The organism is Flavobacterium sp. Flavsp81, assembly GCF_059491325.1.
The window spans coordinates 706,482-727,595 of the sequence record NZ_CP168505.1 but is presented as its reverse complement, the minus strand read 5'-3'; the positions used below and the strand labels follow the sequence as shown (position 1 = coordinate 727,595).

Annotated in this window: 11 protein-coding genes; 3 read left to right on the top strand and 8 right to left on the bottom strand. The window is 35.6% G+C overall.

From position 1 onward, the window contains the following. Positions 1–2 precede the first annotated feature (2 nt). From ACEN92_RS03120 to rhaT, 5 genes are all read right to left on the bottom strand, one after another. On the bottom strand, positions 3–749 hold the full coding sequence (locus ACEN92_RS03120) for a (Fe-S)-binding protein (protein WP_495640911.1): 747 nt from the start codon (positions 747–749) through the stop codon (positions 3–5). A 92-nt stretch (positions 750–841) separates the two neighbouring features. Next, a complete protein-coding gene (locus ACEN92_RS03115; RefSeq protein ID WP_495640910.1) occupies positions 842–2,212 on the bottom strand; it encodes an FGGY-family carbohydrate kinase in 1,371 nt (456 codons plus the stop codon). A gap of 3 nt (positions 2,213–2,215) precedes the next feature. Further along, a complete protein-coding gene (locus tag ACEN92_RS03110) occupies positions 2,216–3,490 on the bottom strand; it encodes a sugar isomerase (RefSeq protein WP_495640909.1) in 1,275 nt (424 codons plus the stop codon). A 217-nt stretch (positions 3,491–3,707) separates the two neighbouring features. Next, positions 3,708–5,849, bottom strand: coding sequence for a bifunctional aldolase/short-chain dehydrogenase (locus ACEN92_RS03105; protein ID WP_495640908.1), 2,142 nt, complete (start codon positions 5,847–5,849; stop codon positions 3,708–3,710). A 27-nt stretch (positions 5,850–5,876) separates the two neighbouring features. Further along, positions 5,877–6,947 carry an L-rhamnose/proton symporter RhaT gene (gene rhaT / locus ACEN92_RS03100; RefSeq protein WP_495640907.1) on the bottom strand — a complete coding sequence of 357 codons (1,071 nt, stop codon included), beginning with the start codon at positions 6,945–6,947 and terminating at the stop codon, positions 5,877–5,879. 289 nt (positions 6,948–7,236) lie between these two features. Here rhaT and ACEN92_RS03095 point away from each other — a divergent pair, with 289 nt between their 5' ends. Next, positions 7,237–8,277 (top strand): GntR family transcriptional regulator, encoded by a 1,041-nt coding sequence (locus tag ACEN92_RS03095; RefSeq protein WP_495640906.1) that lies wholly within the window; start codon positions 7,237–7,239, stop codon positions 8,275–8,277. Between the two features lie 353 nt (positions 8,278–8,630). Here the strand turns inward: ACEN92_RS03095 and ACEN92_RS03090 are convergent, their stop codons facing one another. From ACEN92_RS03090 to ACEN92_RS03080, 3 genes are all read right to left on the bottom strand, one after another. Next, positions 8,631–10,415 (bottom strand): rhamnogalacturonan lyase, encoded by a 1,785-nt coding sequence (locus ACEN92_RS03090; protein WP_495640905.1) that lies wholly within the window; start codon positions 10,413–10,415, stop codon positions 8,631–8,633. 162 nt (positions 10,416–10,577) lie between these two features. After that, positions 10,578–12,773 carry a hypothetical protein gene (locus ACEN92_RS03085; RefSeq protein WP_495640904.1) on the bottom strand — a complete coding sequence of 732 codons (2,196 nt, stop codon included), beginning with the start codon at positions 12,771–12,773 and terminating at the stop codon, positions 10,578–10,580. Between the two features lie 65 nt (positions 12,774–12,838). Then, positions 12,839–16,462: a DUF4450 domain-containing protein gene (locus tag ACEN92_RS03080; RefSeq protein ID WP_495640903.1), complete on the bottom strand. Its 3,624-nt coding sequence runs from the start codon at positions 16,460–16,462 to the stop codon at positions 12,839–12,841. Positions 16,463–16,685: 223 nt separating this feature from the next. Here ACEN92_RS03080 and ACEN92_RS03075 point away from each other — a divergent pair, with 223 nt between their 5' ends. Together ACEN92_RS03075 and ACEN92_RS03070 are read left to right on the top strand one after the other, a co-directional pair. Then, positions 16,686–18,065 carry a rhamnogalacturonan acetylesterase gene (locus ACEN92_RS03075; protein ID WP_495640902.1) on the top strand — a complete coding sequence of 460 codons (1,380 nt, stop codon included), beginning with the start codon at positions 16,686–16,688 and terminating at the stop codon, positions 18,063–18,065. A gap of 21 nt (positions 18,066–18,086) precedes the next feature. Next, positions 18,087–20,942 (top strand): glycoside hydrolase family 2 protein, encoded by a 2,856-nt coding sequence (locus ACEN92_RS03070; RefSeq protein WP_495640901.1) that lies wholly within the window; start codon positions 18,087–18,089, stop codon positions 20,940–20,942. Positions 20,943–21,114 lie beyond the last annotated feature (172 nt).

Below are 21,114 nucleotides of genomic sequence, written 5' to 3'. Positions count from 1 at the left end.
TATTAAATTTTAATAGTTGAAGAATTTAATATTTCAGCAATATGAATTGTTTTTATATTGCTTTTTTGTCTTTTCAGGATTCCTTCCAAATGCATTAAGCAGGACATATCACCGCCCGTTATATAATCAACCTGATGGATTTCATGATCTTTAATTCGGTCCTGGCCCATTTTTACGGAAACAGCTTCTTCGGTTACACAAAAAGTTCCGCCAAAACCACAGCATTCGTCTTTTCTGGTTAAGGAAACCAAATCGAGACCTTTTATATTTTGCAGTAATTGTTCAGGTTTAGAGAAGAAAGGCGCATTTAGTTCAGTCATTTGCGAAAGTTTTAGTCCACGTTGTCCGTGACAGCTTACGTGCATTCCTACTTTGTGCGGAAAATTTCCTTCGATGTGCTCTACTTTAAGAATATCGGTAATAAATTCCGTCAGTTCAAAAACTTTTTTACGCATTTCTGTGGCCAAATCTTCCTGCTTTTCATCATGCAAATGGTCTTTTACATGCAGGACACAACTTCCAGACGGGCAAACGATATAATCAAATTCAGCAAAATTAGCTATAAAATTAGCGTCACAGCCTTTGGTTAAATGTTGATAACCACTATTGGCCATGGGCTGTCCACAACAAGTTTGTTTCATCGGAAAATAAACATCGCAGCCTAATTTTAATAATAACTCATAAGTCGCAATACCTACTTTTGGATAAAACTGATCCACATAACAGGGAATAAAAAGTCCAACTTTCATACGGAAATAATATTTTTAAGAATATCGCATGACGATTTTTCCTGAGATTTATCTCATAGAGATTAATAATTCTATTTTTATTGACTCCAAAATTAAAATAATAAAGGAACCAATTTTTTCATTCTGTAATTTTCTTTAAGAAATTGAGAAGTAATTTGTTTATCAGAAATTACCATTGCTGCACCCAAAGCTGAACCTAACGGTGAATGTGTAGATAAAACCTTGAACGAACTGAAATGATGTGACATTAATTTCATAAATACATCATTGTCCGTAAACCCTCCATCAATAAATATTTTTTTGATTTTGCTGTTTCCGATAGCCTTGTTTATAGTATCTACTTGCAATTCCATGAGTTCAATCATCAATTGATGATACGCTTCTTCGAAAGTATCAAACGGTTCTAATGCTGTTTTATGGGGCAGGCGCTGCAACGAAATGCCTTCAAATTTAAAATAAACTGCCGGCTTTTCAATCAAAGCCAAATAAATATCGGTATTAAAAGTCACATCTCTGTGATAACCGTATTCTTTGTGGTAATATTCACACAGCTTTTCTACCTGTAAACGATATTCATTACCCATAAAAAAACGGGAAGCTTTAACTCGTTTACCATCAATTCGAAGATAATTCAAACAATTGTCTGCAATATCTTTTTTACTTAAACTCTCAGAATTAAACGGATTTAGCGCAATACTCCAGGTACCTGTTGAAAGCAATAGAAATGGCTTCTTTTTACTTAAAATATAAGGCAGCAAAGCGGATGAACTATCATGTATCCCTACTCCGATTTTAAGTTTTTTGTCCTTATAAGTTGTATTGATGCTGGCTGACGTAGGAACAATTGGCGGTAATATTTTGTCTATGCCTTCATCATGAACCCATTTATGGTAATCTTCCTCATCGTAATTCCATAAATTAGTGTGACATCCGATGCTGGTATATTCACTTACAGGTATTCCTGTAAATAAATAGGAAAGATATTGCGGCAGATGCAAGCTATATTTTATTTGAGAAAACAGATCTGGTTTTGTTTTTTTAAGCCAATAAAGCTGCATTCCTGAATTCAGCATTCCTGAAGGAGGTGAAGCGGTTTCTGCTCCAATAGTCAATGCATCGCCATGCTGTTTATAAAAATCTTCCAAAATTTCCTGAGGAATCTCCTTTGTATAATTATATAGCGGAGTCAGTGGTTTTCCTTTATAATCAAGATGCACTAAACTTGCTCCGTAGGAAGAAAAATTTAAAGTCTTAATATCAAAACGGGAATCATCTAAAATTGCATCAAAAGTTTCTTTTATCCAATTACGCAGGGCTTCAAGATTCTCTGTTTCAAAACCATCTTCATCTACCGTAAGAGGCAAATTTACATAGTCACGATACACTTCATTATATTCTTCATCAAAAAGAAAAAACTTTTTGTTCGTTTTACCAATATCAAATACGGCGTTTACTCTAGTCATAACTTATAATCCTGTAGCCATTGTTTTTAATCCTCTTTCTGAAATCAAATTACTTCTTACAGCAAGATTACGATATAATTCTACCGGATTTAAAGCTGCTCCGGAACGCAAACGTGCTTCGGCAACTAATGCACGAACATCTGTACGGAAAGCGTTTTGTAAAATTTCCTGAGCTTTTACAACATCGTTTTCATCCTGAGCGATTTCCAACGCTTTTCTGTCAACCAAAAGTGCCTGAGCATAAGCAATCATAATAGCTTCAACAGATTGTAATAAATCTTCTAAAGGATCTTTAATATTATGAGAAGCATCAATCATCCATCCTAAATCTTTAGCATGATTCATACCGCGGGCATCCATTCCTTCAACCAATTCATTGAAAATTAAGAATAACTGGTAAGGTTTTAAAGCTCCGGCAGTTAAATCGTCATCTCCGTATTTTGAATCATTAAAGTGGAAACCTCCAAGTTTGTTCTCCATCAATAATAAAGAAACAATTTGCTCAATATTAGCGTTTGGCAAATGATGACCTAAATCAACCAATGTCTGAGCTTTGTCTCCTAATTTTTTTACATAAGAATAAGATTGTCCCCAATCTGCAACTGTAGTTGAATAGAAATTAGGCTCTGCACATTTGTATTCTAAAAATAATTTCCAGTTAGAAGGTAATGCATCATAGATTTCTTCTAAACTTTCTAAGGTATTTTGATATGCTTTTCTGAAATTTAATTGTCCCGGAAAAGAAGATCCGTCAGCCAGCCAAACCGTTAATGATTCTGAGCCTAAAGCAATTCCCTGCTGAATAACTTCGATATTATGGGCGATTGCCTGCTTACGTACTGCTTTGTTTACATTTTGCAAGGAACCAAATTTATACGAATGTTCCTGATTTTCCTGATTTTGAAATGTATTTGAATTTACAGCATCAAATTTCAAATTATGTTGTGCTGCTAAAGCTTTTATGGCATTATGGTCTGTTGGGATATCCCACGGAATATGCAAAGAGATTGCTCCTGAAGCATTATTTAAAGCATGAAGCAAACCTACATCCTCAATTTTTTCTTCGATTGAACGAGGTTCTCCTCCACCTGGGAAACGTCCAAATCTTGTTCCTCCTGTTCCTAATGCCCATGATGGAATTGCAATTTGAAAATCGATTAATTTTTGAATAATTGATTCTGTCTCACCAATTTCTGATGCAGTAAAAATTAATTTATTTTGGTGTTTTTTTAATAAACCATCATTATGTGATGCTATAGTATTTGATTGAATTAACATAATTATTCCTTTTTAATAGGGCTTACAATATATAACTATTCTATAAACTGAACCCTTGTTTTACTTTACTTTTTTATACTGTTTGCTTGTTTAAATGTGATTAATAAATTTATTTCTAAAAAAATAATTGCTATAAAAAATCTAACGTCCGACAGAATCGAACGTTAGAAAACAAAAACCACTTTGTTAAAATAAACTTAAAAAAAAACTAAACAACTTATCGGTAAAAGCCCATTGTTACCCCACCGTCTACATTCAAGGCATTTCCTGTCGATTTATTCAACAGACCGCCAACAAATGCAAAACAGGCGTTTGCAATATCATCAGGCAATATAATTTCATTTAATAAGGTACGTTTTGCATAATATGCAGGCAATTCCGCAACGGTAATTCCGTATGCTTTTGCACGACCTTCAGCCCATCCGCCAGACCAAATATTAGAATCTGATATTACAGCATCCGGATTAACAGTATTTACACGAATTTTATCAGCTCCTAATTCGGCTGCCATCAAACGTGTTAAATGTGCCTGAGCAGCTTTTGCTGATCCGTATCCAGGATTATTTGGCCCTGCTACGACAGCATTTTTAGAAACGATGTTTACGATATCTCCACCAAAGCCTTGTTTACGCATTACTTCAATTCCGGCTTTAGAAACAATAAATTGCCCTTTAACCAAAATGTCATATAATCTGTCCCATTCTTCAAGAGTATGTTCTGCAATTGATTTTGAAATACTGATACCGGCATTGTTTACAACAATATCAACACCACCAAAAGCTAAACATGCATCATCTAATGCTTTTTCAGTACTCTTTTCATCTGTAACATTTAATAAAGTATTTGATACAGCATCTTTACCAAATAATTTGATAAATTCTGTCGTAGCACCTTCTAAGCGTTCTTCATTAATATCGTTGATAACTACACAAGCTCCTTCTTCAGCGAATCTTTTGGCAATAGCTTTTCCAATTCCACCGGCAGAACCCGTAATTAGGGCTACTCTTCCTGATAGTGCTTTTGGTTTTGGCATACGCTGTAATTTTGCTTCCTCCAATAACCAGTATTCGATATCAAAAGCTTCCTGGTGTGGCAATGAAGTATATTCTGAAACAGCTTCTGCCCCTTTCATTACATTCACTGCATTGACATAATATTCTGATGCCAGGCGAGCCATTGTTTTATCTTTGGCAAACGTAAACATACCAACTCCCGGATATAAAATTACCACCGGATTTGGATCACGCATAGCTGGAGAATTAGACTTTTTACAAGCATTGTAATAATCTTTATACATTGCTCTGTAAGCTTCAAAAGCAGGAGTTAATTTTGCCTTAATTGCATTTACATCTGATAAATCTTCGTTTGGATCTAATTCCAAGACCAATGGACTGATCTTAGTACGCAAAAAGTGATCCGGACAAGAGGTTCCAAGAGGAGCTAATTTTGATAAATCATTTGAATTAATGAATTCCAAAACTCTGGCATCATCTGTATAATGACCAATCATCTGGCGCTCCGAAGAGCAAAAACCTCTTAAGATCGGAGCTACTTTAGCGGCTTTTAATTTGCGGTCAGCAGACGAAAGGCTTTCTGTTTTTTTTCCTCCAAAAACAGGACGTTTTTTACCGTAATTACTTTCTAAATATTCAGCACACTTTTCAATTACTTCAAGTGTATTGATATAACTCTCATAAGCAGTATCTCCCCATGTAAATAAACCATGAGATCCTAACATGATACCGCGTAATTTTTTACCTTTTTTTTCCGCTTCTTCCAAACAGCTTCTTAACTGAAGTCCAAGGTCAAAACCGGGACGCTGCCATCCTACCCATCCAATCTCACCATCAAATAATTCTTCAGTAATTTTTGCTCCGTCTTTTGCTGCAGCAATTGCAATTGCGGCATCAGGGTGCAGGTGATCAATATGTTTAAATGGTAAAAAACCGTGTAATGGTGTATCAATAGAAGGCGCTTTTGAAGCTAAATCAAATATACAATGGTTGAACAATTCTACCATTTCATCTTCAAACTCAATACCTCTGTATACATTTTCAAGATTACGTAATCTGTCTAAATAAAGGGCTGCACAACCTGATTTTGTCAATGTTCCGATATCTCCGCCAGAACCTTTTATCCACATTACTTCAGAACTTGTGCCTGTCAATGGGTCTTTATCTGTAATTTTAACTGAAGTATTTCCTCCTCCATAATTAGTAAGTCTTAAATCAGCTCCCAATAAATTAGAACGATAAATAAAAAGAGCTACTTCATCTCCTGCTAGTGCTGCAGCTTTAGCATCATCCCAAAGATAGCTTACATGCTGAAAAGTCATATTATTTGTGTTTATATTTGACATTATGATATATTATGTTTTGGTTATTATTTATAATGAGTTTCCAATTCCGACTAAAACAATGGATAACATTATCAGTACAATTCCTAACAGAAAAGTATTAAAGGTTTTTTTAGAAACACCTTTCCATTCTTTTAAGTAAAAACCCCAAAAGTTTGCAGTAAGAATAATTGTTGACATATGCAGAATCCAGGAGCTCGCTCCGTTTCCTAATTTACTTTCGCCCATTCCGTAAAAGAAAAACTGTAAGAACCACATTGTTCCTGCAATTGCCGAAAAAAGTATATTTTTTGAAATTGGTGTGCTTTTATCTGTATAATTTCCAAAAGTTTTGTTTTTGAAATTAAGATACATACACCATATAAAATTGGTTGTTAATCCTCCCCAAAGTATCACAATATAGGTTACATTATTTTGATACAAAAATTGGCCTTCATTTGGATTCAACGCTTTCCATGCCTCATTAGCCACATCAGCCATTGGTTTTCCTGCTTCAATTCCGAAGTTAAAAAATGAACTCAGAATACCTGATATTATGGCAATGATTAAACCTTTTACTAAACTAAATTCTTTGTCTTTATCTTCGTGGCCCGTTGCAAAATCTTTTTCTTTCAGCATTCCTGCTTTTCCTGAAATCGCAATACCAGTCAAACATACCAATACACCAAGCAAAACAAGGCGTCCACCTGTATTTGTAAGCATATCAGTAAAAGACACCTTACCTTCTGTGTGATAAAGATTATAATAAATTGGAGGGACTAAAGCTCCAAAAGCAGAACAAAAACCTAATACAATTGAATTCCCTAATGACATACCCAAATAGCGAACACCAAGACCATAAGTAAGTCCTCCTATTCCCCAAATCAATCCCATAGTGTACACTAATGCTTTTATATCAGAAGAGGTGGCTGCGATAATTTCAGTAAAATTCGGAATTGTTAAATAAGCAGCAATTGGCGGCACTATCAACCAGGAGAAAAACCCTCCAACAATCCAATAACTTTCCCAGGCCCATCCTTTTACTTTCTTAAAAGGCATATAAAAACTCCCTGAGGAAAATCCTCCTATGGAGTGAAAAATAATTCCGAGTAATGATTCCATTTAATAATTAATTTTTTGGTTAAGTCGATAGTTAAATTTGGCTGTGTAAAATAAGAGAATGTAAAAAAGAAAACTATCCTGTACTGTCCTTTACCCCAATGTATATTTATTTAAAATCATAAATTATTGCGAGAAGATTCAATTTATTATGATTTTTTAAATTTAAAATTTATATTTTAGCAAACGTTTGCGTAATTAATATCTTTTAAGCTTTTTTAAAGAAAAATATTACATATAATGCAATTTATAATTACATCTCCACCAAAAGAGATCTTTAGAATATACACACATGATCAAACTAATTAAAATTGATGACGATTCAAGGGTACCTAAATACAAGCAAATTGTAGATTCAATATTGCAGAATATTGCCAATGGCAACTTGAAAATAAATCAAAAAATCCCATCGATAAATAGTTTTAGCGAAGAATTTTATATGTCAAGGGATACTGTTGAGAAAGCTTATAATATTTTAAAGGAGCGTAAAATTATTTCTTCAATTCGGGGGAAGGGATATTATATTACGAGAACCAAGTTGGAATCGAAAGTTAATATCCTGTTTTTGTTTAATAAACTGAGTGCTTATAAAATGAAAACATACAGCTCTTTTATTAATACTTTAGGAGCAAATGCCCATACCGATTTACATATATATCATTGCGATGAAACGCTGTTTTTAAATTTGCTGGATAAATTTGAAGGCGCATACGATTATTATGTAATTACAACACACTTTAAAACAGAGGAACTAAAACATCTGAGTTTTACTGATGATGTAATTAAAGCTATTCAAAGAATACCACAGGATAAGTTGGTAATCATGGATAATATAAAACTTGGATTAAATAATGAGGTTATTAAAATTTACCAGGATTTTGAGAATGACATTTATAATGCATTAAAAGAAGGACTCTCTAAGATAACTAAATACAAAAGACTCATATTAGTATATCCGGAAAAAGCCGTTTATCCTTATCCAAGAAGAATTTTGCACGGTTTCAGGAAATTTTGTGTTGAACATGAAATTAATTTTGAAATCCTGAATGAAGTTTATGACGATATGATTCTGAAAAAAGGAGATTTATTTATTACTATTGAAGAATCTGATTTGGTTAATCTAGTAAAACAAATTAGGGACGAAGAATATGTTTTAGGACAAGACATTGGAGTTATCTCTTATAATGATACTCCTTTAAAAGAATTATTAGGAATAACCGTTATGTCTACCGATTTTAATGAAATGGGAGAAATAGCCGCAAGAATGATTTTAAACAAAGAAAAAGGAGAAGTAAAAGTTCCTTTTAATTTTATTGACAGGAATTCTATTTAAAAGATGAAGGTACTGAGAGACAAAGGTGCAAAGATTTTAAAAATAGCTTCTTTAATGTTCTTCCAAAGACGCGGAGTCCCAAAATATTAAGTATTAAATTAAAAAGCTTTGTGACTCCGCGTCTTTGCGAGATTAAAAAAATCAAAACTTTTAAATCCAATAACCTGAGTTCGATTCTATTTTTTTGAATTGCCTCCTGCTTTAGCTGGAGGTAAACTGAATTGAAGGATAAATTGGCTTTAGCCGAAAAAACTCGACAGTTTTATTTGGCTAAAGCCCTTTTTGTTGTATTGAATTATGACCCCCAGCTAAAGCTGGAGGCAATTCAAAACTTACTTACTTTTAATGCTTTTTTACTTTAAAGGAACCAAAACAATATTAGGCTTTGGCGCTGGCTCCATACCACTTCCAAAATAAAAACCGGTATGCGGCGGCTGGTTGTAACCTACATTTTGCCAGGCAATACTCAGGCGATATTGAGGATCGTGCATCAGTGTATATTGTCTTACATCTGTTGGAATTGTAGTCGAATAAATTCTTAATTCTCTATTATCCTCAGATCTTAGAATCAATTCTTCTCTCCAGTCTCCCAAAATATCTGCAGAAAGTGCCGGAGTTGATTTTGTTCCATTGTTTGAAACAGCTCCCGTTGCGGTAAACAATCTTCCCTTAGCATATTTGTCAATATAATTTGAATTTAGGAGTTCTCTTGAAGTGTCGCCATCCCAATAAATCAAAAAATTGATTGATTTAGGAGCATCCCCTATTTTATTTCCTTTGATGTCATATAAAAAAGGTGAATCAGACCACCAACATTGTGCGCCTTTTCTGGCTGGATCTATATTATCGGCCACACCTCTTCCAACATCTTTATTAAGAGAATCCGTGAACAGAACTTTCCCGTCAGCTGCAGAAAACAGTGTTACACCCGGACCTGTTGTGTTATTTTCAATTTCATGAATTCCAAAAACTTCTAATCCTGGAATTTCAGGATCCAGATCTGTAACATGTAACGCATCTCCATGTCTGAAACCTGTGGTATATAAACCTGTACCATTATTATCCACACACATGGAACCGTAAATAATTTCATCTTTTCCGTCATTGTCGACATCAGCTACAGATAGTCCGTGATTTCCCATTCCCGAATACGGATTTTCGGCATCTTTACTATCAAAAACCCATCTTGATGTAAGTTTGTTATTTTTAAAATCCCATGCAGCCAAAACGGTTCTTCCATAATAACCACGACACATTACCACACTTGGATGAATCCCATCCAGATAGGCTACACAGGCTGTAAAACGATCAATTCTGTTTCCTTTGGTATCGTTGCCTCCACTGCCTCCATGTCCTCCCCATCCGGCAAGATCACCTCTTTCTGCAATGTAGTTAACTGTTGTAACCAGCTTTCCTGTTTTTCCGTTAAAAACAGAAAGATATTCAGGACCTTTTAAAATTTTCCCAAATGTTCCTGAATTAGGATCCCGGTCAACCCAGTCTTTAGAAGCATCTCCTACTACATTACCCTGACTATCCGTTGTACCATCGGCCGTTTTACAAACCAATTCCGCAATGCCATCTCCATCCAGATCATATACCATAAATTGTGTGTAATGAGCTCCTTCGCGGATATTCTTTCCTAAACTAATCTGCCATAAAAATTTACCATTTAAAGTATAGGCCTGAAATATTGGTGGATCCGTAATTCCAGTATGTGAATTATCATGCCCTTTTCCGGTCATATGTACCACCAGATCGTATCTTCCGTCCCCATCTAAATCCCCCGTTGAGAGATCATTTGGAATATAACCTTCAACCGGCTTTATCACAATTGACAAATAATCCTTGTCAGGACTTGAAGCCGGAACAGTAAAACTTCCTTTTTCTTCTTTTTCTTTTCCTTTCAAAACCGTTTTTATAGACCAGGTATTTTCTTCTTTAGCATCAGCTTTTGTATCCTGAAAATTAGTCGCTCCGGTAATGGGTTTATCGTTTAATTTGACTGCTTTTTTAGAACCGCTTTTTCGATATAAATTAAAGGCCAGATCATCAGCATCAGTTCCTAAAACCCGCCAGCTGATAAAAAACTGACTATTATTTTTAATCGCAATAACGCCACGGTCTAAATTTTCCATTTGCCTTTGTGCAAAAATTGTACATGACAAAAGTAACAGTGAAAATAAAATTCTATTTCTTTTAAAAGACTTACTCATAAATTGTATTATTTATTATTGTAATTCAACGCACTTTTTTTGCTATTCAATAATTACTATTTACTATTCACTATTAACTCAACTTTAAAACATCTTCTTAAATCCTTCGCTTCTCACTTTCCATGTCCCGTCTTTAGGAAACCCAGGGTTTTCAATTGTATTTCCTTCCCAGCCTGCACACATCATTGCAACAGCTGTCAATAAACCTCCATTACCCGGAAGATAAAGTGTAAGTCTTGGCGATTGGTAATTATGACCGTTTTTCAAATAAGTATTCGTTACCACATTCATAAAAAGGGCATCAACAGCTTTTTCCGGCATTTGCAAACGTGCTGCAGACATCGCTGTCATAGGAAAATCCCATCCCCAGGTTTTGTCCCATGACCAGGTATTCCAAACCAAGTCAAACGTATTTTTCATAATTTTTTTATCCAAAAGAGACGTTTCCGGAAGCATTCCGTAAGTTCCTAAAACAGATGGGTGATCTGTTTTGAATTCCGAATTCGTGTAGGAGTCTGTACTACTTTCTGTTGCCAGATAAACATCTTTTGCAATTGGCAATGGCGATAGTTTTTTCAAAACATCTTCCCATTTTTCAGGTACTTTTTGGTTTAATTTTTTCTTCCAGCTAATAGCTGTTTTCAAAGCCCAGTTCCAATATGCCAGTTCATACGTTGGATTAAAAGTTTCGATGGCTTTGAATCTTTCCTGTGCCGGAATTACGCCAGGTCCTAAAACATAACGATTGTTTTTACTGTCATAATTAGCAAATGAAGCCATAAAATCTGCCGTTGCAAAAACACGCTCGCTGTATAAATTTAAAGTAGCTGTTGTTGGTTTTGCCTGATAAATCAAATCAGCAAAAGTAATAAAATGTGGTTGCTGCCAAATCAGGAATGCTCCCACAGAAGACGGGCTTTCATTACCATCATAATCTGTCATTTTTTGCCATCTTGCACCTTCAAAACCTTGTCTTTTCGCTATATTTTTAGCCTTTTCAAAAACTGTCTGATACCACGGAAGGCTTTTTTCCAGTAATTCAGGCCTGTCCCAAAGTGCAAAATGTACGCCGTGCCACCAATGCATTTCTAAATGTGGTTTCCCGAACCAGCTATTGTAGGTTAAACCGGTTTCTTGTGGCGGAACTTTTCCGGTACATTGTAATTTCGTAAGGTACTGCGAAAGAATCACACGTCGTTCCAATTCATGTGCACGTTTATCTGTACTGCCTGAAAAATCAACCGCTGCTCCGCTTTTCCAAAAGGATTCCCAACCAGTGATACTGCTTTTTTCAATTGCTTCAAAAGAAGGGTTTACAGCTTTGTTTTTATCTGTTTGGATGAACGAACAACTCAATTCGATTGTATTGCTTTTTGAAGGTTCTACAACAAAATAATGTTTTGCTTTTTCTTTAATCGATGCAGTGCCTTTCCATTTCAGATTAATATCATACGAAATGCTGTCCATTACGTGTGTAATGGTAGCTTCCGATTTATTTTTGATTTTCAGATTGCTTTTATAATCTTGTTTTCCTCCCCATTTTTTCCCCATCTCAGTTCCCGCAATAGCAACTTTTGAAATATCCACATCCTGTTTTTCTTCCCATTTCGTACCCATATCACCCCATAGACCTGTTGGAAAAGGGATTCGGACACGAATTTTCAGACGCCCTTGCTGAATTAAATCCGATTCTACTTTAATGCCTACAGCATCTTTTGTCTGATCGCAAGCCGTTATCACTTTCACGGAAGTACCTTCTACCTCAAAATAACTCTCAATTTTTCCTGTCCATAAATCCAGCTTTTGATTAATAGCTTTAATATCTTCCGGCTTTACCAAACTGCCATCTTTTTTGGTGATTTCAAAACCTATATTTCCCAATTGCAATAAATGCGGGTTCTGACGAAACCATTCGACTGCTTCTTTTTTTCGTGCAGGTTCTTTAATTTGCGTTGAATACGAAATGTTACGGCCATACTGATCTACGTCTCTCAAAGTTTCAGAGAACTTGTAATTCTCCGTATTTTTATAACTGTCCCAACCCCATTCCGATTGCGTTCCGAGCGGAATTCCGTTTTGGTATTTTTCAGGAAAACTTTGCAATCCGGTTGCATCAACTGTAAAAGCAAAAGTGCCATTTCCAACACTTAAAGAAGCTAAAGTATCTATTGCAGTAATCTGAACATTATGTCTTGTTACCAATGCTTTCCTATCTATTTTTTGCTGTGCCGAAAGCGAAATAGAAAACACAAATGCAACAAGTAATTGATATTTTTTCATCTGATATTAATTTATATTTTTTGATAGTTTCAGTTTCAGAATTGACTAATTTTCTAATTGTCAAATTATCTTATTAGAGTCGCACTCATCAAACCAATTACCACATCATTGGCAATCGTTTTTAAAGTAAGGCTTTTTAATGTTTTGTTTTTATCTAAAGGCAAATCCAAAATAGTTGCCGCTCCACCGTCAATTCCAAAATTAGAAAAACCTTTTATAGTCGTTAAGTCTTTAAACGTTCTTGAAATTTCACCTGATTTCAAATATACTCTTGGCGGTTTTGGTGCATCAGTAGTAAACGCGAGTCCATCTACAAAATAATCCTGCTCAATTGGCCACCAGTTTTCGGGATTTTTCAATTGCAGAATCTCGGAAGTTCCATCAGTATAATTGACCTCGATTTCACCATTTACAATACGGCTTTGCATCGGATTTGTAGTTCCGGCCAACATAAAATAAATGTGCGAAGCTTTTCCGTTTAAAGGAATACTAACGCTTTTTGGGAAATTATCCCACTGTGATGTAAAAATGATATTTTTCTGATTTTCATCAGAAGGTGTTTTAAAAGAAAAACCAAATGGAGTTGCAATTTCTCCTGTTGATTTAGCTTTTTCACGCAATCCTGAATCATCAATATTTACAGATACATTCGGATAACACCAATTCCCTATTCCGTTTGTTGGAAGCTGTAAAGTCACCGTTTGCGGCCTTGGAGATAAATATTTTTGATTGAAAACAGCGGTTACCTTCGAATTAAAATAGGAAGAAAGCGAAACTGTTTCTGTTTTTTTCGAAGCATCAAATGGAATATCCCAATTCGTAAAAGCGATTTTTTTTATAGTATTTGAATCTGTTTTGATTGAAAAATTATTAGTGCCGGGAACTAATTTCTGAAACGGAATTACAACGGTTTCTTTTTGATTTGCGCCTAAAACAATCTTTTGTTGATTTTCTTTTGCAGAAGCATCAAAAACTACAGTTCCTTCAATTTTACTTTCCGAATTATTCTGTAACGAAATTTCTACACTATTATCTTTTGACTCAATAATTTGGGATTCGATTTTAGGTTTCAAATCCATTTCGATAGGTTTCCACCACATTAAATCCCCTTGTTTCAACTGAACAAAAAAGGTTTTATGATTACTTCCGTAAACAATTGCCACATATGATTTATTCGTTTTTGAAATTTCACTCAGAATAGATTGAGGATCATAAACTGAAGCAATTTCAGCTTTAGATGTTATTAGAGAAACAGATTCTCCGGCAGTTGAAGGTAAATCTGACTGTACTTCTTCTAAAAGATCTCCTTTCCAGTTGATTTTTACATCAAAATTAGCTGCATAAGAAACTTCAATTGCAATTTTTGGATTTCCGATACTTTCCGGAATTGCTTTCCATTCAACAGTTTTACCATTCACAATAACATTTTCTACCCGATCATAAGGAGCATTTACAACCAATTTCAGGTTCATTTTTGTTCCAAAACGATTTTCGATTTGATAAGAATCTGTTTTATTTTCTCTTTTAAAATCAATTTTAACGTCTGGAATATCCAAAGCTGCATCATTCCATTTTGAAGGAAAGCCAGGCTTAATGGTTAAAACTCCCGCCAAAGCATCCGGCTGAATTCCGAATAGTCCTTCTACCAGTGTTCTTGAAGCCATTCCGATTGGGTCCGCAAAGTCACGATACAATTCTCCACGAATAGCATCCTGATACATTAGCTGTTCAAACCCTCCAGGTGAAGCGCCCAAATACATACTTTCAATTAAAGCACTTTCCCACATGGTGTATGCTTTTTCCGTTTGTCCGCCCTGCCAAAAAGCCAATGATGTGTGTAACTGTTCTGCCAAAGCCACATTATTAATTGACCAGGTATAAGGCTGCCAATTGGTCGTGCTTATCATATATAAGTCTTTCTTATCCAATCCTTCTGCTGAAATCGGGATATGTGGAATCTGATTATTCACATAAGAAAGCATCTGATAACTTTCAAACGGATTCGACAATTCTGAATCGATGGTATGATAGATACTCCAGATTCCCGGAACATCGTGCAATAATCGGTTTCCGAGAGCGTCTTTATATTCGGCAAAAATTCCTTTTTTCGGAATCCAAAGATGATCTTTCGAAGCTTTTAAGATTTTATCTGCTTCTTTGGTAAATTGAAGTTCATCCTTATTGATTTTTTTAGCGGTTTCAGCGACAATTTTATTCGCATAATAATTATATGCCGAAGAATGAATCACACCGCCTCCACTGTATTGCAAGGCATCACTTGCCCATATTGAGGCATAGGCATCATAAAGTCCGTCATTGTCCGGATCGAAATTTCTTTTTTCCCAATTCAAATGTCTTTGAATTGTTGGCCACATTTCGTTCATAAATGAAGTATCTCCCGTCCATTTAAAATGGCGTAACATCTGGTCGAAAAAAACCAGATTCATATCATAATGATGCGCAACTGTATTCTTATTCGGATTTCGGCTGATGTAACCACTGCTGAACATCGATGTCCCCAAAACTTCTTTCTGACGGGCAAAATTGCGAACCGTATCCAAAACAATTGGGCCGCTTTCCGGAGTGGTAACCTGCGAATTGCTGTAACTTGTAAAATGCGTTTTGGCACGATAATGCCACCCCAACGGATCAGCTGTATATGCACCGCGCCAGGCATTCAGGTGCATTCTCCATGCAATTGCCCCATGAAGATAAGCAGGACTTTCCCAAATTCCATCAGCCGCAATGGAAAGTGCGGAACCCAAGGTATTAATATAAGGATCTGGAGTTGTAACTTTAACTCTATTTGCCAAAATATGTGTTTCCTGAACCGATTTGTTATACAATTGCGATAATCCTTTCTGCGAAACATCAGCTTTTAAATCCTCACTTGAAAAAAGCCAGTACAATTCATTTTTTGAAATAGTATTTTTTCCTGTAATGAGTGTCAAAGTTTCCGGATTAGAACTATATAATTCCAATGGTTTTTTTTGCTGTTTTGGATTGGCAAGTTTTATATCTGATCCTGGAAAATACCCCACAAGACTTTTGTTGTTACCCGTTTTCTGTTTATTGCTTTCAGAGCCATATTCCAACAAAAAAGATTGCTTTTTTAAAGTGTACTTATTATTCAGGCAATATTCAGGCTGCAAATAAAATACCGATTCCGGATCTGCGCCAATATCGCCGTCACGACTGAATTTTTTACCTGTTGCTCCTCCATAAACCCAGACTAAATTTACTTTTTTGGATATATTTTCGCCCGATACTTTTACAATAAAACCTTCTTTTTCTTTTAAGGCAACAACATGCACAATTAGCTTTCCACTCCCTAAAATAGGGTCCTGAATTTCGTATTGCATTGTTCCCAACACATATTTTGTATCAATTTTTGAAGCCTCGGTGATCCATTTGCTCTCTTTACCATTTACCAAACCTAATTTAAAGTTCCCTCCCATTCCAGGCATGTACATGGCGAACTCCGGCAAATCTCCGGTTTCAACCCTAAAGCCTGTATTAGAACCATAAAGTGCACGGTTGAATTTTCGGGTACCATTTTTTAAAACAAAACTATTGTCTTCAGGAGCATAATGTATTTTACGCTTAGCTAGTTTTTCCTGCCCGATAATTAAAATAGGACATAACAATAAGCCAATAAGGATCTGAATAATATATTTTTTGGTTTTCATAAATTTAGGCAATCAGAAAGCAGGTATTAATGAAATCCATACTTATTTATTTTGATAATTTAGACGCAATTTCTTTGTTTTTTTACGGTATAGCATCCTGCACCTACCTGATTTTTGCAATATCATAATTTATATTCTTTCAATCTTTTAACATCATAGTACAGGATGCTATATAAAAAAGGAACCGTTAGTTTTGATTCTGTATAATTTAAAATAAAAAAACTTGATAGAAATTAAAACTTCCCTTTGTATTATTTTTTGTTTTGCGATACAGGTAAATTTATTTGCTTTAAATTTTAATACCTATTTAAGCAATCACAATAATTCATTAGCTAAAATTAATGATCAGGATACAGTAAAAAACAATACTGAAACTCAACTATTTTATTTTGGAAATACTTCAAAAAACAAAAAAGGAACATTAATAAATTCTTCATTAAGTTATAATTCTGCTACAGGTTATGGTTTTGATTTTAATTCAGCTTCCAATGTAAAAATCAATTCGAATACATTTTCTGCCAGTAAACCAACTTACTTTTCAGTAAAACTGCCCGAAGGAAATTATCAGGTTGAAGTGGTTATGGGAAGTGCAGAAAAACAATCGAATATTACGATAAAAGCAGAATCCCGAAGATTAATGCTGGATCAGCTTTCCATCAAAAAGGGAAAATCTGTTACAAAAATTTTCAATATTAATGTCAGAACTCCAAAAATTGATGAGAACCTGAATATTTCACTTAAAGACCGCGAAAAAGATATTTTTGACTGGGATGACAAACTTACATTGGAATTTTTAGGCGATGTTACTATTCAAAGCATAAAAATCACTCCAAAAGATAATTTAACTGTGGTTTATTTAGCAGGAGATTCAACTGTTACCGATCAGGATGTGGAGCCTTGGGCTTCGTGGGGACAATTTATCACGAACTATTTTGACGATAGCGTTGTCATTGCCAATTATGCGGTTTCCGGTTCAGCACTTAGTTCTTTTAAAGGTGGAAATCGTTTAAAAAAGATTCTTTCACTAATTAAAAAAGGAGATTATCTGTTTGTGGAGTTTGCGCATAATGACGAAAAAATAAAAGGTGAAGGAAACGGTGCCTGGGGTTCTTACTCTGCTCTTTTGGCTGAATTTGTACAAGCTACCAGAGATAAAGGAGCAAATGCGGTTTTGGTAACGCCTACACAACGCCGTGCTTTTAATGAAAATGGCACTCTAAAAGAAACCCATGGTGATTTTCCTGCTGCGATGCGAACTGTGGCTCAAAAAAACAATGTTCCCTTTATTGATGTTACCAAAATGACAACCGAATTATATGAAACCTGGGGCGATGAACCTTCCAGAAAAGCTTTTGTGCAATATCCTGCCAATACTTTTCCGGGGCAGGTAAAAGCTTTGGAAGATAACACGCATTTTAATAGTTTTGGGGCAAACGAAATTGCGCTTTGTGTTCTTAAAGGAATTCGCGAATTGGACATTCCATTAAAAAAACAAATTCAAAAAGAAGTTCCAAACTACAATCCAAAGAAACCTAATTCCTTTTTGAAATGGACACTTCCAATGAGTGATCGTTTTGAAATTACTAAACCAGATGGCAACTAACCATTATAGAAATAACCTTTTATGTTACTAAAAAACACCATCCAAAACTTTGCTATTACTGCCGTTTCATTATTCTACTGCCAAAATAGCGCAGCACAGCAAACTGATAAAGTCTACCTTTCCGGAAAAGATTTTGAGCATCCTGTACAATGGGATTTTTATTGTACCGGAGGCAATAACAGTCAAAAATGGTCCAAAATAAACGTTCCCTCGCAATGGGAATTGGAAGGTTTTGGAGAGTATACTTATGGAAGATGGTATAAGGAATTAAACCAAAAAGAACCGAGCAAAGAAGAAGGTTTATACAAATACGAATTTGAAGTTCCTGCCGATTACAAAGATAAGGAAGTTCTGATTGCTTTTGGCGCCGCCATGACGGATACAGAAGTAAAAATCAACGGAAAACTGGCGGGACCTATTCATCAGGGTGGCTTTTATGAATTTAAATATGATATTTCTACGCTGTTGAAATTTGGTTCTAAAAATACTTTAGAAGTGCATGTTTGGAAACATTCTGCCAATAAATCGGTAAACGCAGCCGAAAGAAGAGCCGATTGGTGGCTGTTTGGCGGAATTTATCGTCCGGTTTGGCTGGAGGTTTCTCCTAAAACCAATATTCAGCATATTGCCGTAAATCCGAAAATGGACGGTTCGATTACTGTAGATCTGAATCTTAAAAACATTTCTAAAAACACCACTTTAGAAGCTACACTTAAAACCTTAAGCGGAGAAAATCTTCAAACTTTTACTTTCCCGATTAAGGCAAAAAGCACTAAAGAATCCATTGCAGCACAATGGAAAAACATCAAACCGTGGAATCCGGAAAGTCCGAATTTATATGATTTGGAACTTGTTTTAAAGCAAAACGGAAACATCATTCATAAATACGATAAGCGAATTGGTTTCAGAACTTTAGAATTCAAAAAACAAGACGGAATTTATGTAAATGGTACTAAAATCATCATGAAGGGTATCAACCGTCACTCCTTCTGGCCTGAAGGCGGTCGAAGTACCAGCAAGAGAATCAGTGATTTGGATGTGAAGTTATTGAAAGACATGAACATGAATGCCGTTCGCGGACATTATCCTCCTGACGAACACTTTCTTGACGTTTGTGACTCTTTAGGACTTTTTGTCCTGAATGAATTAGCAGGCTGGCAAAACTCGTATGATACCGAAACCGGGACAAAATTAGCAACTGAAATGATCACACGTGATGTCAATCATGCATCGGTTATTATTTGGGACAATGGAAATGAAGGAGGCTGGAATTATGAAACCGACAAAGTTTTTGCCAATCTAGATCCTCAAAAAAGAATTGTTATTCATCCTTGGTCCGATTTTAATGGCTGGGATACACATCATTATCCAACCTATTTAACCGGAATGCATCGTTTTAATGCCGGAGAAAATGTATTCTTTCCAACAGAATTCATGCACGGAACTTACGACAACGGACACGGAGCCGCTCTGGAAGATTTCTGGACACGCTACAAACAAAGTCCGCTTTTTGCAGGGGGATTTATGTGGGCGATGTTAGACGAGGCCGTATTTCGTTCTGATTGGACGGGAGATGCGAAATTCGACTCAAAAGGTTCATTGGCGGCGGACGGAATCTTAGGTCCACACCGTGAAAAAGAAGGCAGTTATTACACCGTAAAAGAAGTTTGGGCGCCTATTCAGTTTCAGCCGAAGCAGGTCACTTCTACTTTTGACGGATCGTTTTTAATTACCAATGATTATCTTTTCAGTAATCTGAATTCCTGCAAAATGGAATTTAAAGTATTACAATCTGATAAAAATGTGCTGTATTCAAATGGAACTTCAAAAGAAATAAGTTCAGGTAAAATCGAGATTCCGAGTATTGATCCGGGAGAAACACGAAAAATACAATTCTCTGTTCCTACTACTTTTGCCGAAGGTGATATTTTATCCATCTCGGCTTACGATCAGTTCAATAAAGAGATTTATACCTGGACTTGGCCTATTCACAAAGCAAAATATTATGCTGAAAAATTCTTAGCAGTTCAAAATACAAAAGCAAAAGCTTCAGCAACAAAAAATGGTAATGAAATTACTTTAAAAGGAAGTGATGTAACGGTAACTTTGGATGCTTTGACAGGAGAAATCACTTCTGTAAAAAACGGAACATCTACTATTCCGTTAACAAATGGTCCTCGTCCGATTGGAATGAAAGCCAAGCTAAAAGACGTTCAGGTTTCACAGGAAGGTGACAAAGCTATCTGTAAAGTTTTGTATCTGGGCGGTTTATCATCTATCAAATGGATTATGGAACCGGATGGCCGATTTAAAATGGAAATCATTGCGTTGAAAAATTCAGAAAACAATGGCGGTTTTGATGGCGCTGCTTTTGAAGATAAAATAAATTCGTGGGGAGTTACTTTTAGTTTTCCGGAAAAAGGAGTTACAGGAATAAAATGGTTTGGAAAAGGTCCTTACCATGTTTGGAAAAACAGATTAAAAGGAACTACTTACGGTATTTGGGAGAAGGATTATAACACCACTATAACCGGAGAAAGTTTTGAAAATCTGGTGTATCCTGAGTTTAAAGGGTATCATGCGAATTTATTGGGCGCTAACTTAAAAGCAGGCGCATCATCGTTTAAAGTTTTCAGCGAGTCTGATAATTTATTTTTGAGGTTGTTTACACCTGATTTGCCTAAAAATGGTTTTGCAGGAAGTTATCCTCAACCGACATTTCCCGAAGGAGATATTTCTTTTATGTATGAAATTCCGGCCATGAGAGATTTTAAACCCTTAGAACATCAGGGACCTGAAAGCCAGCCAACCAACATTCGTATTAAAAGCGGCGATGACGGAATCAAAATGACTTTATGGTTTGATTTTAGGAAATAAAAATTTGTTTCAGGCTTTCTTTGTTTCAGGTTTCAGGTTTCTCTCTTTGTTTGTAATATATGTTCATAGTTGTGTCATTCTGAGGAACGAAGAATCTTAGCGGCAATTATCCATAACGATTGTCAATCTTTGTAGAGATACTTACGGAGATTCTTCGTTCCTCACAATGACA

What these genes read in the sequence shown, in the direction of transcription:
- ACEN92_RS03120 (WP_495640911.1), bottom strand. Translation starts at nt 749, where the DNA reads ATGAAAGTTGGACTTTTTATTCCCTGTTATGTGGATCAGTTTTATCCA.
- ACEN92_RS03115 (WP_495640910.1), bottom strand. Translation starts at nt 2,212, where the DNA reads ATGACTAGAGTAAACGCCGTATTTGATATTGGTAAAACGAACAAAAAG.
- ACEN92_RS03110 (WP_495640909.1), bottom strand. Translation starts at nt 3,490, where the DNA reads ATGTTAATTCAATCAAATACTATAGCATCACATAATGATGGTTTATTA.
- ACEN92_RS03105 (WP_495640908.1), bottom strand. Translation starts at nt 5,849, where the DNA reads ATGTCAAATATAAACACAAATAATATGACTTTTCAGCATGTAAGCTAT.
- rhaT (WP_495640907.1), bottom strand. Translation starts at nt 6,947, where the DNA reads ATGGAATCATTACTCGGAATTATTTTTCACTCCATAGGAGGATTTTCC.
- ACEN92_RS03095 (WP_495640906.1), top strand. Translation starts at nt 7,237, where the DNA reads ATGATCAAACTAATTAAAATTGATGACGATTCAAGGGTACCTAAATAC.
- ACEN92_RS03090 (WP_495640905.1), bottom strand. Translation starts at nt 10,415, where the DNA reads ATGGAAAATTTAGACCGTGGCGTTATTGCGATTAAAAATAATAGTCAG.
- ACEN92_RS03085 (WP_495640904.1), bottom strand. Translation starts at nt 12,773, where the DNA reads ATGAAAAAATATCAATTACTTGTTGCATTTGTGTTTTCTATTTCGCTT.
- ACEN92_RS03080 (WP_495640903.1), bottom strand. Translation starts at nt 16,462, where the DNA reads ATGAAAACCAAAAAATATATTATTCAGATCCTTATTGGCTTATTGTTA.
- ACEN92_RS03070 (WP_495640901.1), top strand. Translation starts at nt 18,087, where the DNA reads ATGTTACTAAAAAACACCATCCAAAACTTTGCTATTACTGCCGTTTCA.